This is a genomic window from Vibrio sp. 10N.222.49.C9, assembly GCF_041474985.1.
Classification (GTDB): Bacteria; Pseudomonadota; Gammaproteobacteria; order Enterobacterales; family Vibrionaceae; genus Vibrio; species Vibrio crassostreae_C.
Window position 1 is genome coordinate 1 of record NZ_JBFRVD010000099.1, and the last position, 17,971, is coordinate 17,971.

Annotated in this window: 8 protein-coding genes; 7 read left to right on the forward strand and 1 reads right to left on the reverse strand. The window is 44.6% G+C overall.

Features of this window, described 5'->3' with window-relative positions:
• Positions 1–350 precede the first annotated feature (350 nt).
• The 6 genes from AB4585_RS21940 (at position 351) to AB4585_RS21965 (ending at position 5,281) form a co-directional block, all read left to right on the forward strand.
• Positions 351–1,652, forward strand: a complete 1,302-nt coding sequence (locus AB4585_RS21940; protein ID WP_372170924.1) for a polysaccharide lyase family 7 protein — start codon at positions 351–353, stop codon at positions 1,650–1,652.
• A gap of 228 nt (positions 1,653–1,880) precedes the next feature.
• Positions 1,881–3,128 (forward strand): PqiA/YebS family transporter subunit, encoded by a 1,248-nt coding sequence (locus tag AB4585_RS21945; protein ID WP_372155580.1) that lies wholly within the window; start codon positions 1,881–1,883, stop codon positions 3,126–3,128.
• 24 nt (positions 3,129–3,152) lie between these two features.
• On the forward strand, positions 3,153–3,464 hold the full coding sequence (locus tag AB4585_RS21950) for an MlaD family protein (RefSeq protein WP_241910582.1): 312 nt from the start codon (positions 3,153–3,155) through the stop codon (positions 3,462–3,464).
• Between the two features lie 9 nt (positions 3,465–3,473).
• The gene (locus tag AB4585_RS21955; protein WP_241910581.1) at positions 3,474–3,788 is read left to right on the forward strand and encodes an MlaD family protein; all 315 of its coding nucleotides are present in this window, start codon (positions 3,474–3,476) and stop codon (positions 3,786–3,788) included.
• 120 nt (positions 3,789–3,908) lie between these two features.
• A complete protein-coding gene (locus AB4585_RS21960) occupies positions 3,909–4,778 on the forward strand; it encodes an MlaD family protein (protein ID WP_241910580.1) in 870 nt (289 codons plus the stop codon).
• Positions 4,778–5,281: a membrane integrity-associated transporter subunit PqiC gene (locus AB4585_RS21965; RefSeq protein ID WP_372155581.1), complete on the forward strand. Its 504-nt coding sequence runs from the start codon at positions 4,778–4,780 to the stop codon at positions 5,279–5,281. The genes AB4585_RS21960 and AB4585_RS21965 overlap by 1 nt, the downstream gene beginning before the upstream one ends.
• Positions 5,282–5,405: 124 nt before the next feature.
• Here AB4585_RS21965 and AB4585_RS21970 read toward each other — a convergent pair whose 3' ends face one another.
• Positions 5,406–7,265 carry a helix-turn-helix domain-containing protein gene (locus tag AB4585_RS21970; RefSeq protein WP_372170927.1) on the reverse strand — a complete coding sequence of 620 codons (1,860 nt, stop codon included), beginning with the start codon at positions 7,263–7,265 and terminating at the stop codon, positions 5,406–5,408.
• 306 nt (positions 7,266–7,571) lie between these two features.
• On the opposite strand from AB4585_RS21970, the gene AB4585_RS21975 reads away from it, so the two are divergent.
• A complete protein-coding gene (locus AB4585_RS21975) occupies positions 7,572–17,966 on the forward strand; it encodes a hypothetical protein (RefSeq protein WP_372170943.1) in 10,395 nt (3,464 codons plus the stop codon).
• Positions 17,967–17,971 lie beyond the last annotated feature (5 nt).

Genomic DNA, 17,971 nt, shown 5'->3' on the forward strand with positions numbered 1-17,971 from the left:
AATTTAGGCAACAACGCCAAGCTCAAGTGTAATTTGGTTTAAAGCCTCTCGTTATAATGCTGTCTTATTAGATGATGTGTTTGGTATAAGAATGGCTCATGTCACATAGTTATTCATTTGTAATATAATAATTCATTTTCGTGATGTTTGTTCAACTTGTCGTACAAATATTGTCCTATAGTGGTTCTCGTTACTTCGGTAACACCCTACAAAATATGGAATAAATAATATACGTGAAACATATCATGGAGACTTGTATGACTTTTAAATCTTGCAAACTTACCTCTTGCAAACCTCGAACTCACCAATTTAAACCTTACAAACAATTGTCGTGCGCGGTTCTTTTAGCCATGGCTACTTATGGCGTATCGGCTGAAACACTGAACATTCAATCCGCATCAGACTGGGGCGGAGCGCACAACTCTTACCCAGCATCGAATACGATTGATGGAAGCACTGATTGGTCATCACGTTGGGCTGCTCAGAATGCGCCCGTCAATTTAGTGCTCGACCTAGGCTCGGTACAAAATGTTCAAGACGTCGCGATAGCTTGGGGTAAAGGCGAAGAGCAAACTTATAAGTTCGAGATCAGAGCGCTCGCTGATGAAAGTTCAAGCAGCTGGGACAAGGTTTATTATGGATATAGTAGTGGCAGCACATCTGGTTTTGAAACCTACGATGTGACGGATGTTCAGGCTCGTTGGATTCGTATCAAAGTCTTTGAAAACAGTGCTGAAAGTGTTTGGACGAATATTACTGAAGTCGAAATCAGTGGCAATGATAGCCCTGACTATGGACTCGATCCAAACCTACCGCCGTCAGGTAACTTCGACTTACTGGACTGGTATGTGAGTATTCCCGTTGATGAAGGTGACGGCTACGCGACTTCTATCAAAGAGAACACGCTAGATGCGGGTTATGAAGACGAGTTCTTCTATACCGGTAGTGATGGTGGCTTAGTGTTTTACACGCCAGTCGAAGGCGTGACTACATCTAGCGGAACAAAATATGTTCGTACTGAATTAAGAGAAATGCTTCGCCGCGGTGATACCTCTTACTCCACTTCGGGTAAAGGCAATAACTGGGCGTTTTCGTCTATTCCATCGAGTGACCAGTCCGACTTTGGTGGTATCGACGGGACGTTAAATGCGACGTTAGCCATCAACCACGTGACAACAACTACTTCGAACACTGAACAAGTGGGTCGAATCGTGATTGGCCAGATCCACGCTGAGAAAAACGAACCTATTCGCCTGTACTACCATAAACTGCCAGGCAACGACAAAGGCGCAATCTACTTTGCTCATGAAACATCGAAATCGAGCGGTGGCGATGAAACTTGGCATAATCTATTAGGTAACATGGTGACGTCTGACGGTGACTTAAACAGCACTAGCAACCCAAGTGACGGTATTGCACTCGATGAAACCTTCTCGTATTCCATTGTTGTTGAAGGTGATAAGTTGATTACTACCATTAGTCAAAATGGCTCAGAGCTAGCGGCAAAAGAAGTGGATATGAGTAACAGCGGTTATGACGATGCGGATAACTACATGTACTTTAAAGCGGGTATCTACTTGCAAGATAACTCAAGTGACGACAGCGATTATGCGCAAGTGACTTTCTATCAGTTAGACAACAATCACAACTGATCACGCTATAAATAGTGCGTAGCTACGGCAGCGAGTTAACTCGTTGCGGTTTGTATTCGTTCAATGATTGAAAAGGGGATGGCCGGTGGGTCATCCCCTTTTACTTTCTATCTCTCATTTCTAGTATATCGTGCGCGTTTAATTCGGTGCATATTGGCAAAAAATCCAACCCTTACTTATATTTACCTAGAGTGTCTAGTTGCTTATAAAGACTAAAAGGGGACGTCATTGCCAGAGCGCTTTACCAAGTCGTGCCACGAATGCGGGCTGGTTAGTCAGTTTGAAGAGTTGTCTGCAGGTAGCGAAGCGTCTTGCCCAAGGTGTGCTCATACTTTATCGAGTGTAGGGCATCATAAACAGCAAGGCGTAATCGCTTATGCGTTGGCGAGCCTGATTACGTTAATCATGAGCCTTACTTTCCCGTACATGTCATTTAGTGTTCAAGGTATTAGCCAGCAAATAACGCTATACCAAGCTGTTGATATGATGAATCGAATGGATAACAGACTGATTGCTATATTACTTTTTCTGGCCGTGATTCTTTTGCCTGCCTATTTTTTGGTGCTTTCTCTCTGGTTTAATCTGCTCGTAGACAGAAAGAAGCACATTCATTATGCGGATAACCGATTCACCTTTTTGGCGTTGAAGTCATTAAGTTGGGCAAAGCCTTGGTTGATGGTCGATGTGTTTTTGATCGGCGTATTGGTCAGCTTAATCAAGATCGCAGCATTAGCCGATGTATCGATGGGGATATCATTCTGGGCGTTTTGTATCTATGCCATGCTGGTGGTTAAGACCATCTCTTTAGTCGATTTTGATTGGTTATGGGATCGCTTGGTACCAACCAAAGCCCCGCAAGAACCAATGAGCGGGAGCATATTTCAAAATAAGCAGCATCTTGCTTGTCATATCTGTGGGCAAGTCCACCATTACAGCGACAGCCTCCACCGTTGTACCCGTTGCCACACTCACTTACATCACTTTGAGCCAGTCAAAAACTTACAAATCGCGTGGGCGCTGTTGTTCACCTCTGTCGTTTTCTATATTCCAGCAAACCTATATCCAATGATGTATACGTCTGCGTTCGGAACCAGTGAAGGTTCCACCATCATGGAAGGGGTGATCTTGCTTTGGAATATGGGTTCATACCCTGTGGCACTCATCATTCTTATCGCGAGCGTGTTTATCCCTATGGCGAAGATGGTCGCCTTGGCATATCTGTATTGGAACGCTAAAAGGGTGCATGGGCTGACCGAGCAAAAGGCAAATCGTTATCTTAAAGTTTATCGCGTGACTGAGTTCATTGGACGTTGGTCGATGATAGACATTTTCGTCGTCGCAATATTGGTGGCATTGGTTCAATTGGATGGCGTTATGGCGATTTACCCGGGGCCTGCGGCGCTGTCGTTTGCAGCTGTCGTGATATTTACGATGTTGTCAGCGATGATTTTCGATTCTCGAATTATATGGAAGTAATCTCCTCAAAGAGGTGTGAAACACATGGAAAAGCAAAGTACTTCGGATGCGAAGGTATCAAAAAAAAGTGAGTTGTCGCCCGTTTGGATTGTTCCAATCATTGCGGTTTTGGTGGGGTGTTGGATGCTGTTTCAATACTTCAATAATCGCGGGCCAGAGATCACTCTGATCTTACCGGATGCGTCTGGTATTGAAGCGGGAAAAACGGCGATAAAATCTAAGAATGTGCATGTAGGTACGATTACCGATGTCGCTCTGAGTGAAGACTATGAATACATCATTGCAAAAGCTCAAATAGACAAGAAAGCTTCACGTATGATCAATGCTGAAACCTAGTTTTGGGTAGTGGAACCACATGTTGGTACTGACGGCATTAGCGGTCTTGAGACTATTTTGTCGGGCTCTTACATTGAGCTCAAACCGGGTAAATCGAGTGAAGCCCAATTGAGGTTTGATGTGTTGGATACACCTCCAGTAGCGGGACCAGACACCAAGGGTATCAGGGTTGTTGTTTCCCACAATAAAGCGAATCAACTCTCAGTTGGTGAACCGGTGTTGCACCATGGTTTCGTGGTAGGGCGAGTTGAGAAAACCAGCTTCGACTATCAAAAGAAAGAGGGTAAATATCAGCTGTTCATCTTTGCTCCCTATGATGGGTGAATTTTCGAAAAAACACAGTTTTGGCTCTCTTCTGGCATTGATGTCAGATTTGGAGCTAATGGCTTAGATGTCAACTTTGCCTCGATTGAGAGTATTCTGACTGGCGGCGTAAGTTTCGATGTGGCCGAGAGCATTAAACCGGGCGCCCAAATCAAAGAGAACCTAAAAGAGTACACGCTGTATGACAATTACGACGCCGTATTGCAGGGCAAATACACGACCTCGCTTGATTATGTGTTGTTGTTTGAAGAGTCGGTTCGTGGCTTGAGAAAAGGCGCACCTGTGGAATATCGTGGTGTGCGAATAGGTACGGTCGATACGGTGCCGTTGCAGATACGTATGGACAAAGATGGCAAAGTTTCGAACCGTATTCCTATCCTTATTAAACTCGAAATTGAGCGAGTTTCTGAAGTCTTCAGGCAAGTGAATGCAAAAACCTTTGCTGAACGGGTCAAATTGCAGATGGGAGAGGGGCTAAGAGCGACCTTAAAAACAGGTAACCTTCTCACCGGGGCACTGTTTGTCGATATTAACTTTTATGAAGACGAAGAGCCTTATGAACCGAGAGAGTTTGATGGTTATCCAGTGTTCCCTGTTGTCGCTGGTGGCTTAACGGAAATTCAAAAACAGATCACCGACTTCCTTGATAAGATCAATGAGCTTCCATGGGATGCCACTATCGCTAATCTAAATGGTTCGCTGGCTTCGCTAGATAGCACCTTGAAGAGTATGGATGAACTGCTTGATAGCGAGGGCGCTAAAGCCTTGCCACAAGATATCAGTGAAACCATGAAGCAGCTTGAAGCGACGTTAGATAGCTATGATGATGATTCGGATGCTTATAAACAGCTCATTAGTGCAGCTGAAGAGTTGGAGCATGTACTTAAAGAACTTCGCCCGTTGATTAAAGTATTAAACGACAAGCCTAATGCACTGGTGTTTGGTAGCGATGTGGAAGAAGATCCGATTCCAGTTAAGGGGGGGGAATAATGAAAAAACTATTTATATCACTGTTTGTATCGATCGGGCTTTTAGGGTGCTCTTCTCCCACTGACGTCACTCATGCATACCTTCTACCTGAAAGTATGCTGGATAAACCCATATTCAAGGTAAAAACTCGAGTCGACTTACCTGATTATCTCGACACCATCGGCATTGCGTATCGCAAGTCTGAAAATGAACTGGTTTCTGCGCGTAAACATGTTTGGGCCGAGAACCTTGAAGGGCTGCTTGAAGAGCGTATTGACTCTTCCGATGCATCAGGAGAATCGGATAAAGAGCTGCTCATTACTTTCGAGCAGTTCAATGGTTCTTACACTGGCAATGCTGAAGTAAAAGGAACTTGGATATTGAGCGAGCAAGATCAAGAGCTTGCACGTGCTGATTTCGATTCTAAGGTGCCGTTGAAAGAGTCGGGGTATGAATCGCTTGTCGAAGCTCTAGGGGAAGGGCTGGATCAGGTACTCGCAGATATTCAGTCGCAATTGCCGTGATTATCCGAAGGTAATATCTAGTAGGTTGTCGATATTATTTTTAGAACCTCGAATCAAATTAATGAGAATATGAAAAAGCCACCGTTGATACAGTGGCTTTCTTATAGTTTACGCGTGTTGAAAATTAACCATACTTATTAATAAATGCAATAACATGCTTATTGCTAAGTAGCTCTATTTTATCGATTGTTAGAATACAGTATGTGTATGATTTGTTTTTAAACGTAATGTTAGAGGCTTCTTCTGTTGGCTCTGAGAATTTATAGATTTCAAATCCGAGTTTTTTCATTAGATCCAATGCACTTGGGTTCTTGATGATCATGGAATACTTTTTAATCTTAGTATTTCTTGCAAGAAGCTTCATATCGGAAATTAGGTTCGCAATAGATTGTTCGCGCTTCTCAGAGTGACCGCTAACCACAATGTAATTTAAGTTCTGGTTAGAATCTAAAGAGCAAGCTTGCTTAATATGTAGATGCTTATTTTGGTATTGCTCGAACACCTCTTCGTTGAAGAAAAAACCTAGGCTATGACTAACAATATCGCCATTAACATCGACCATTTTTCTGCCATGCGCCTTTTTTTCACTGCAATAGAGAAACAGATCTATGGTATCAAGGGCTGAAGGATCCATCTTTGTATATTGTGAAATCAGCTTTATTCTATCTATTACTGCTTTGTCATTCTGATCTGTCATTAGTGGCATGATCTGACAGTCGCAGCCTTCTACTATTTCCCCTTTAGTGATAGACGATATTCGGCTTTGAAACGAAAAGAACCTCTCACGAAGGAAGTCTTCAAGTAATGCACTGTCTTCGTTATCTTCTGAATCAAAGGATTTCAACGTTGTATACAAGTCCAGACCAAGGCAGTCCAATAGCTTTAGGGCTTTGTAATTACTTGGCTTTACTTTGCTATTTTCCCATCGATTTATCGTTACGACATCTACAGAGCTGAATTCATCATCTAAGTGATTAATGTATGCCGCAAAATCCTTTTGCGTTAACTTCAATTTCTTGCGCGCTTCGCGCAGTAATTGCGGAAATTTCATCATGGTAGAATATTCATCTTTGATTAGTGACATTACGTTCCGATTAGTCAGATAGTCTATTTTATCAATCGTTAATATACAGTAGCTATAATATTTATTTTTGAATGTAATATTACATTTTTTAGCAGAAGGTTCTGAAAATTTAAATACTTCAAACCCCACACTCTTCAAGAGTCTCATCATATTGGGGTCTTTTACTAAAACAGAATATTTTTTAATGTTTTTGTTCTGAGAAAGTAACTGTATATCTGAAACTATATGCTCAATAACATGATCTTTTGTCTCTGAGTGTGAGCTTATATTAAAATAATTTATGCTTTTGCTTGAATTTAAAGAGCAGGCCATTCTTAGATCTAGCTCTTGAGTTTTTAATGTTTCAAATTGATGGTCTTCAAAGAAAAAGCCTACGTTGTGACTCACAATGTCGCCATCAACATTGATCAGCTTGTGACCATGTGCTTTTTTCTCACAGTAGTAGAGATATAAATCAATTTGGTCCAGTGGCGAAATATCGACTTTTGTGAATTTAGAAAGTAGTTTGATTCTGTCGATAACGCCAGTGTCACACGGCTCTGACATTAAAGGCAGTGACTTAAAGTTGCGTTTGCCTTGTTGTTGATTCAGGCCTGATAGAGCTGAAATTCTACTTTGAAATGAGCCATAGGATTCGTTTAAAAACAGTTCGATTAACGTGTCTTTTTGTTCGGACTTAAAGCTCTTTATTGTCTCAAACAAATCTCCGCCAAGGTACTGTAAGATCTTGAGTGTTTTGTATGTACTAGGCTTTACCTTACTGTTTTCCCAACGATTTATCGTTACGACGTCAACCGCATTAAACTCATCGTCCAGCTGATTTAAGTAGGTTGCAAACTCTGTTTGTGTAAATTGAAGTTCCTTTCTGAAGTTACGTAACAACTGTGAAAACTCACTCATTAAAACATTAACCTTCTGATAATTAACTCAATGTCTTGATTCTAATTTAGATATCAGACTCTCTATTTAACATCTTCAGTAATTTGTTTTTTACGGATGTTAATTGTTCGGATTATTTGAACTGTATGTTGCGCATGTCCCTAACAGGCTGAGTGCCAAATTAGTGACGTCAAATCTATGGCTTTTTGCCTAGACACTTGTCAATCTACTGTGAAGTGCGCGTTAATGTTCAGATACAATCTTGCCTTTTTCTTATCTATTTTATTGATTCCATTTGCCTCCTATGCGGACACAACGGGTCTTGTTATGGATCTGTCTATTGACAGCGTGTCTTACGACAACGACCAAGAGGTGGCTTATACGCTTGTTTTAACGAATGAGTCGGATAAAGCTATTGCTGAGTTGGACGTTAAGGATGAGCTGTTAAATATCTTAACGACAGATGACCAAGGGAATAATGTCAGCGCGTTCTCGCAAGTCTCGACTCAAGCGCAATCCTCCTTCCTGTCATCTCCAGGTGATTACAGTCGCTTCGGAAACTTAGATGCATCAGGTGTGCGTATTGCGGCTGGTGGGTCAGTGACCTACACCATGGTCGCCACCGTTTCTGCTAACGCAGCCGGTACGATTGATAACTTCGCAAGTGCGAGCACTGGACTATTGGATGCTGTTGAATCAAATACAGAATCCATTCAGCGTGGTGTGTATCAACATGATGTTGTTGTTTCGGTCGATAAAGCGAACTATCAACTCAATAACAAACTCACCTATAAGATTAAGGTTTCGAATACTGGCGATACGTTTATTCAGGCGCTCGACGTTCAAGATGTCATTTCAGACATAAAGGCACTCAATATTGAAGGAGCTTTGCAACAAGCCTTTACTGACAACGTTAATTCAGTTAGCAAGGTTGAAGGCAGCAAAAGCGATCCAGGCACCTTCGCCGAATCAGGGGACTTATCAGTAAGTGCTGCGTCGATTGATATAGGCGGATCTGTGACTTACGAAATTCAAGCGACCGTTGCCGACAATTTAGTCGGCGACATCGTTAATGACGGCATAACCGCTGAAACACGCGATGATTTGGTCACAGTTGATGAGGTTATCACTCCGCCCACTGAGCCTAGTATCACCCTGACACATACCTTGAACCAATCGGATAACTACCTAGTCGACGATGAGTTTTCCTATACGGTCACGGTTGCTAACCAAGCAAACACTGGTATCGCGTACCATTATTCGGTTCAGCAGTTTCTTGCGGATCTTGAAACCGATCTAGGCAACGATGTCAGCAACGAAAAGAACGCAACTGACACGGTTGGTAACCCTTACGATTTTTGGACCAATGAAGTGACCTCGATCGGTTCTAATAGCCTTTCTGAACTCAATGCATCTGGAAAGGAGTCCAACAAGTCACTAGAAGACAAAGTGTCTATCTATCCCGGTGAGCAGATTGTTTATTCCGTTGTGGTGGACGTTAGCCCTGTGTCTATTGGTCAAACTCCCCAAGTTGCAGCCCGAGTGGTTGATGCTGATGGCCACGCAGATTCTGGCGATGCTTTGGCCAATATTCTCGATTCGAAAGACGTTCTGACGACGTCATCAAGTCAAATTACACGTAATAAGAACACCACAGATACGACTTATGTTCCGGGGATAGTCGGTGATAACGAAGTGGTCTATGACATTGTTATTTCTAACAAGGACACAGAGTTCTTCGCCAACGATATCGAAGTTGTCGATAAATTTGCTTGTATCGTGACAGAGCAAGCGGATGGCTCTAATGCTTCAGCATTTTCCGAGTGGAAGCTTGAAGTCGCTGATAGAAGTGGTGAAGGATCGAATTATGGTTCATTTAATTACAATACTTGGACAACAAACGACATCAATTTGAAAGTCGACCTCGCACCTGAGGGCTTCGTTCATTATAAGCTGACCGCAAAAGTGGCAGATACCAGTGTGGGGCAGATTGTTGATGATGGTACCGATGCCGGCTTGTGCTTAGGGGATAACTTAGGCGAGTCGGGTTCTGGCGTCCAAATGCCAAACTCGAAATTAAAGGTCCAAAAGGAAGTGGATTCTCGTTACTACTCAGCTGGCGGTACCCTGAACTACGACATCACGGTAGAGAATAACGGTGACGGCTATGCGATTGATATACCGGTTTATGATGATTTAGTCTCTGTCATGACTCAGTCTATTAACGATACACCGACTAAAGCGTATTTGAGCTGGATTATTACTGCGAAATCTTATGCCTCTGACGGCTCAATTTCGACAAACAGTGATCCCGGCTTTACTGATGACATAGAAGGTAATCAGAAGAATCAAAAGATCTTAGATGTGAAGGCAAAGCTAGCTCCACACGATAAGATCGTTTATAGCATTGCCGCGACCGTAAACCCCATTGCCGATGATGAAATCCGTAATGAAGTGACGGTTGACAGCGTACTTTATTCCGATAGAGGCTCATACCCACGAGATTACTACTTAGTATTGGATAAGCGTGTTGATGGTCATGACGAACAAAACGCGTATACCGACACCACCAATACTGTCACTTATACGATCAGCATTACCAACCCAGCAGGGAACGGTTTCGCCTCTAACATCAATGTTAAAGATGAAATCAGTACCATAGAAGCAGAGTTACTTCACGAGCCGGGTGAAACCAAGCCCGTGTTCTCTTCGTGGACGATCAGTGCAGAAAGAGAGGCAGACTCCCCGTGGGTGAAAGCCGTGACTGACCCTGGATCGTTCTCGGATAACAATGATCTGGATGCCACCGCTCAGATCCCGCCAGGTGCGACGATTACTTATACCATTGTTGGGACACTCGATCGCAGTGTCGACAGTGAGATTCTTTGGGGAGCATTCACCAATACCGCAACAGTGACGGGACCAGATACTAATCTATCGGATACGGTACGTACCTATCCTAGCGAGCCGAATCTTGTAGTCGCTAAGACCGCTCAAAATACCGACTTTGTTGTAGGTGAGCGCGCTACGTTCGATATTTATATCTATAACCGCGGTGTTGGCTATGCAAATGACGCAACGGTACAAGATAGTATTTCAGCGCTTAACTTCTTTAATAGTTGGACAATTGTAGGTTCGACCAACACAGATAAACCGGGTTCTCGTTACGGTGACATTGCTAACGACACTGACATCGATACCGACGTTGATATCACTCCCGGAGGGTGGGTTCACTATGAGGTGAGCGGCATTGTTAAGTCTGACTATGAAGAAGAACAAGTATCGAACCGTGTTGATGTTTACGATCCTATTACAGACCGTGACCACAGCTCTTCCGCTCAAATAGATAACTCACACAGTACCTATGACATCAATGTCTCACTAGCCAAAACGACTGATGTTGTCCGTTACACGCCGGGTGAAGATCTCACCTACACCATCGTTATTGGCAATAATAGCGACACTGATGAGACCGATCTTATCTTCATGGATCGCCTGAGTGAGATCACCACTACGCTAGCGAATGATAAAGATGGTGAAGTAGAAGATGTTCTTGACCAAAACCCGTTTGACTATTGGTCTGTGGATACTGGTTCTGGTTTCGGCCCTCAAACGACTGAAGATGTGGAGTTCCCAGTTTCAATTCCGGCCAAAGACTTTGTCACGGTGCGTATTAAGGCGCATGTCAAAGACAATGCGGTATCTAACGGTGTCGCTGACAGAGACGGCGGCATAATCCGCAACGAAGCAGTGCTGATTCATGACGATAATGCCGGTTGTACTGACGATTGTGAGTATGCGAAACGTGCCGTGGCTGAAAACCATCAGGTACATAACAGTGGCGGCGTTGTTCGCACAACTAACATTAACCGCTACTCTCCGGGCGATCAGTTGACTTATACCATCAAGTACAACTCTCAAGACGGGCACGGTTATCGAAATAACGTTGACGTTAACGAACTGATTAATGGCATATCAGTGGAGCTACAAGATGGCAATTCAGGCAATCCATTTTTCGATGATTCGTTAGGTTCAAACAAGTTTACGGTGGCAGTTGCTAAGAGCGATCCTGCAAACGCGGGGACAACCGATGGTACCAAAGACGGTGATGTTGCGAACGACACTGACATCGTAACCTCGATTGATATCGATGCTGGCGAAGACGTGACTTACACAGTAACAGGTACCGTAAGACCGGATGCGGTCGGTGATATTCATTATCGAGATACCGTCGTGATTCCCGATGACTACCATTTAGATTTTGATAAAACGACTGATGAAGCGGTGTACGAGCCAGCTCAAACCGTGACCTATCACTTAGTGATTGAGAATGACGGCAAAGGTAACGCTCACGATATTCCAATCGTCGATAACCTCGAAGATGTTACGGTCAGCTTAGTGGACGGTAAGACAGGACCAGCGTATTCAGATTGGACCATCACATCGATCGCAACTGGAACCGATTCTGAGTATGTGGATGCGGGCGCAGGTGCTGGCAATGTATACACATCAACCAAGAGTAACCTAGATGTTGAAGCCGATATCCCGATGGGCGCTAAGCTTGAGTACCAAGTCGTCGCGACCATCAATGACAAAGCCAATGGCGATGTTGTCAACGTTCTAACCGTCGATGGCGACACGATATCTCATGATATTCGTCAAGAAGCTCGAAAAGTTGATTTTGAAAAGAACATTCTGGCGTATTACGACACGGATGAAAACGAACTGGTTGGCGCAACTAACTACATGCCAGGTGGTTATGTTGAGTATGAAATTTTAATTGAGAACATTGCGAGCGCCCACGTTGATGATATGAGCTTGCGTGATGACATCGACCAAATTAACACTCAATACTTTGATGGAACTCGTGGCCCTGCATTTGATAGCTGGACGATTGAAACATTCACTGATAGCTCAGGTATTTCCAACCCAGATGTTGATAACTCAATCCAAGACAATAAGCCGATTGATACTCACTTCGATATCTCGGCAGACAACTTTGGCCGAGCTGCATCGTCAGCGTTTGTCCGCTATGTCATAAAAGCCAAGATCAGTCCGAAAGCGGTTGGTTCTTTTACCAACAAAGCTTTCATCGACGAAGACAATGGCAATGAGTTGATCGCGGTATCGCCACCATCAACGATGGCAGATCCTGAAGTCACGTTCTCTAAAAAAGCGTTTTATGATGCAGGCTTCTCTTCGCAAAAAACTGAATATTCTCAAGCTTCTGGTGAGAGTGAGGTTTATTACCGCGTTGAGATTAAGAATGCGGGTGATGGTATAGAATATGGTTCTCGCCTAGAAGATGCGATTTCGGAAATTCAAACTCGTATTGCAGAAGACAGCACCACCGCAGGTGGTGACCCTGTTGGACAACCGTTCTTGGCTGGCTGGGAAGTTAGCCTAGATAAAACGGCTGCGACAGGCTCTATTACCGACGCGATTGACTTTGTTCCGGGCAATAACATCAATATTGATAACGACATTGTTATCGCGCCTCAAGAAAGCCTAACGTTCACTATTCATGCTCAAATTCGTGAAGATGCATTGGGTGACATTCAAAATAAAGCGACGTATGACGGTAGTGCTCGAACAGCGAATTTAATGCCGCTTGAAAATAATACCAGTGTTGAAAAACGTGTTGTGTCGATCAATGGTAACCCGTTCAATGATGGTGATACCTATCTTCCGGGTGACGAAGTTGAGTATGAATTTGTAGTCACAAACCCGGAAAACGGTTGGGCGAATGATATTCAGATCAAAGACACAATCACAGACATTCAAGTCGAAGTGATTGGCGGTAAAACGGAATCCGCTTTTGTTTCTGGCGATATGACCCATGAAGTCAGCAATGGTATTGATGCCAATATTGATACTTATGTACCAAGCTACAACACCAGTGGCAACCTTGACATTGAAACCGATATTGCCGCGGGAGAAGGGCTGACCTTTAACTTAACCGGTGTCGTTCGTGACGACGCTTTGGGCACGATTGATGCGAACCAAGTGACCGCAGGAAGTGGCTCTGCGACGTCGCAAGTGATACCACCTAAAGATGCTGAGCTCGATTACTTCAAAACCTTGGTGTATACCGATGGTGAATCGGCAGGGTGTTCTGTTCCTTCAAACGATGGCAGCGGTTGTACTTACGCACCACGTGGTGATGTTGAGTATCAAGTTACGTTAGATAACACAGGCGATAGTATCGCAAATGACGTGAGTGTTATCGATGCGATTCATACCATCAAAACTGAAGATGGCGATGATGCGTTCTCTAGCTGGACAACGGCTATTGCGGTTGAACCTGTTGGCACTTACGACGTGCAAGGTAACTACAACGGTAGCGTCCCATTGAATGCAACTGTCGATCTTCGTCCTGGTGAGCGTATTGTGTTTGACGTGAAAGGCACCGTGTCGACTTCAGCGACAGGCACTATTACCAACACGGCGCAAGTGAACGGTGATAACACCAACGACATCGTACTTGATCCGGGCCGCTCGAATATCCTGATTGATAAATGGACGGATACGCCTGAGTACGTGCCGGGTGGAACAGTGAATTACTACATCGACATCACCAATGACGATGTGGACACTGGCTTGTTCTCGATTCGTGACATCATTAGCAGCTTTGAAGTTGAAATTGTCGATGGCTCAATGAAAACCGCACTCACGGAGTGGACGGTTGATTATGATGTGCTTTATAACTCCGCGCCATCAGATCCTAACGCTAATGATTTTTCAGAGCTAGATAAGCTAGTTGCTCAAAACAGTCCAGACATCGATTTACCTGTCGAATCGATCAAGATGGCAGGGCGTGACGATGCCGGTACGGGTGGCGGCGATAAGTACACAGTTGTCCGTATTCACGTCCAAGGCAAGGTACGAGATGACGCGATTGGGCGCTTTACCAATACGGCTTATCTGCGACATGGTTTGGACGATTCGAAGATCGCTCGCTTACGAGAAGGCTTTATCACTCCGAAGTCGGGTCAATTGGTTCTAACCAAAGAAACGACGCCAATTGCAGAACCTGATGCCAAATACCAACCGGGTCAACCAATCTCATACAAGATCACTGTGGCTAACACGGGTGAAGGTTACCTTGTCGATCAAGTCTTAACCGATCGTATCGACACCATCATGACAGAGGTGGCTAACAGCCCAGATCAAGAGCAAGCGTTGACAGGTAATTGGATCATTAGCGACGAACAGCTTGATGGCAGTGGCGATCCAGCCCTGAACGCTCGCAAAGATGTGGTTAATAACGCACAGGGTTATAGTGCGACTTACAGCATTCACCCGGGTGACAGTTATTCATTTGTCGTGACCAACACTGTTAATGATAAGGCCAAAGGCGAGATCACTAACGTCGTTAAAGTTGATAGCGATGACGGTGAGCACTCTGCAGACGCGACCTACATTCCAGAAGACGCGCAAGTTGAGATCACTAAAGAGGTCGATAAAGCAGAGTACCTTCCGGGAGAGGCACTTCAGTACACCGTAACTGTTAAGAACAACGGCTTAGGTTGGGCTGAAGATGTTGCTGTTGAAGATGCGCTGAAGTCGGTTGAAACCACGATTGCAGGTGGTGCGACTGAGCAAGCTTTTGACCCTGCTTCAATCCAAATATCTGCGGTATCGACAACGGGTGAAACTCCAGTACCGGATGCAACCAGTGGTGAAGATCTTAATGAGACGATCGATATTGCGCCTCAAGATAGCATTGTTTTCACGATTCAAGTGACGACTAATCCGTTGGCGACAGGCGATATTACTAACACCGCATCAGCGACCTTTGACGGCACAACATTTGATGACAGTGCTACCAGTACACCAGTGTTGGCGACGGTTTCGGTCAAGAAGACGGTTGATACGCCATCGTATGAAGTAACCAAGCTGATTAACTACAACATCACCGTAACCAACAGCTCTGATGCGTTTGCATCTGGTGTTCAACTTCAAGACATCATCAGTGACATTCAAGTCGACACGACCGCGGATAAACAAGAGTCGGCATTCCTACTATGGGAAGTGAGCTTTGACGCCTCGGATGATCGCTCTGTTGTCACTCCCAAGACGTTCGACTTGAGTGAAGATATCGATGTGAGTATGGATGTGGCGCCACAAAGTACCGTGACATTCCATGTTAAGGCGTTGATTCGTACGACGGCGATTGGCGATATCAGTAACACGGCAACCATCACTTATAACGGAACACCACAAGACTCAACGGTAGTCATGACACCGAAAGACTCTGAGTTTGTTGCGACGAAAACTAACGTACAAACCGAGTATGAGCCGGGTGGTGAGCTGGAATTCTTGATTACCATTGAAAATACCTCTAACAACTACATCAGCGATTTAAGTGTTGTCGATGACATGAGCACGATAGAGGTGGGCTATTACGATGGTACCACTGGGCCTGCTTTTGTTGCTGGAACCACTTCTTTGGTTGTTGAGTCAACCACGGTAGGAACGACGACGGAGCAAATTAGCCCGATTGAGTACAGTGTGGATATTGCACCGCACGGCACAGTTGTGTTCCGCTCAAAAGGCACCGTAGTCGATACCGCGACCGGACACATCATTAATACTGCGCAAGTAGATGGCGGCGATGTTATCAGTCCTCCAGTTCAAACAGTTGCGGCTGTGGTTCAAGCTGAGCTGTTTACCGATGCCCCGTATTACGTGCCGGGAGAGCAGGTTGAGTATCACTTAGTGGTGCAAAACATAGGCCGAGGTATAGCCAAAGATGTCGCGCTTTACACCCAGTTCTCTGAATCCATGGGTGATCATATTGATGGTAATTTTAGTAATGCGTTTGATGAATGGACACTAACGGCAACATCAGAAGGGGCTGAAACTCAACCTGGCACCTTTGATGACGACAAAGACCTGTTCACCTTGGTCGACATATCGCCGGGCGGCAAGATTGATTACACGTTCACATTGACGGTCAACGAAGACATGCTGACTAATATCGATGTGCTTGGATACTACCTCGACTTAACTGGTAGCCCAGCGATGCGCGCTCGTTCTAAAGGCATGTTGGCCTCTGAAACCTCGATGCAGGCAGTGGCAGATCAAGTATCTGCTTTGGATTTGCCGCCAGTGGGTGCTGATCTGGTTGTTGAAAAACGTTCTGATAAGCCTGAATACACCGAAGATGACGACAGTGTCACTTATTACTTAGCCGTGACCAACAACGGTCAAGGTAACGCGGCTAATGTTCGTCTAACCGATGAGATCAGTGGACTACAAAACAGCACAGGTAATAAAGTCTTTATCGATTGGACAATTGAAGGTGTGGAAGTCGACGACTCGGGCGCGGTTATTCAGCGTCATTCTTTCCCGTCGAATAAAGACTTAGACACTACCGTTAACCTGAAATCCAACAAACGAAATGCTTACGCGTTTGAGGTCGTGGGTACGCTAGGTAAGGGCTTGGATGACGACATTACCAATACCTTTACGGCGACCGAATCTGACGGTACCGAAACCAGCGACAGTGTAACTATTCATATCAAGAAGATTCCTGATAATTCTGGAGAGTTGGAGCTGACCAAGTCTGCGTTGCAAGATACCGCGCAAGTGGGTGATGCGGTTGAGTACGAGATCATCGTTGAGAACAACAATGAATCTTACTTTAAGAACGTGACTGTGGAAGACCGTTACCCAGGTGGTCTGAAATACATCGTGGATACATCAGAAGTTGTGCTAAGCGGCATTGATGGTGAGTTCGGTACGGAAGACGATCAGGTTATCTCTCAAGATCCATCAGATACGGGCAAGTTAATGTTCACATCGTTGAACTTTGATCCGGGCGAGAAGCTGCGTATTCGTTACTTATTGCGTGTCTCGGTAGGTGCCACTTTTGGTGATTACATCAACACCGCAGTAGCGAAGGTTGATGGCTCGGCTGTTTCTAATGAAGACACCGCCAAAGTGACCATTGAGCCGGACAAGGTGTTCGATACCTCATCGATCATCGGTAAAGTTTTTGAAGATCATAACAAAGATGGATTCCAAGCTGATGCAACCGCGTTTGATGTTGAGCTAACTGCGAACTTAGCAACACAAGGCTACATCGCTGATTCGACGCACATCATTCGTGATGGTCAAGACGTTGCTATTCAAGATGGTGCGATAACCACTGCACTTGAACAAGGTTTGGAGCTTGGTGACCTTTGGGGACATTCAGTGAACCGAACACTGCCAGAAACCAGCAAAGTGGTGATTCAATTTAAAACTCGCACACAGCAAAGCTTTGATTTCTACGTCACAACCGATGCGGGCTCTCGTATCGAGTTCGACGCACAAGGTCAGATTCAGTTTAAGCATGAATCGGACAAGAAAAAGGGACTGAGCGCGGAAAACCTCAACGTAACCAGAAACCTGTATCGCGATGGCGAGGATTACCTGTGGGAAATCGTTATCGAGAACAAAGGTATTTACGAAGATGGTATTCCGGGCGTTAAGTTGATGACGGTTGAGGGAATCGTTATTTACACAGACCAGTACGGTCGTTACCACGTGCCCGACCAATGGGTACTCAATAAGAAAGGTAAGAACTTCCTCGTGAAGTTGGACACTGATTCGCTCTCCACCTCCATGGAAGTGGTGAGCGAAAACCCAAAAGTGTTGCGAATTACCCCGAACAAGCTCACCAAGTTCAACTTTAGCGTTCATCGCAAAGACCAACAAAGTGAACAGAAGTAAGCCAT

Coding starts and splice junctions, on each gene's coding strand:
- AB4585_RS21940 (WP_372170924.1), top strand. CDS start 351: ATGGCTACTTATGGCGTATCGGCTGAAACACTGAACATTCAATCCGCA.
- AB4585_RS21950 (WP_241910582.1), top strand. CDS start 3,153: ATGGAAAAGCAAAGTACTTCGGATGCGAAGGTATCAAAAAAAAGTGAG.
- AB4585_RS21965 (WP_372155581.1), top strand. CDS start 4,778: ATGAAAAAACTATTTATATCACTGTTTGTATCGATCGGGCTTTTAGGG.
- AB4585_RS21970 (WP_372170927.1), bottom strand. CDS start 7,265: ATGAGTGAGTTTTCACAGTTGTTACGTAACTTCAGAAAGGAACTTCAA.
- AB4585_RS21975 (WP_372170943.1), top strand. CDS start 7,572: ATGGATCTGTCTATTGACAGCGTGTCTTACGACAACGACCAAGAGGTG.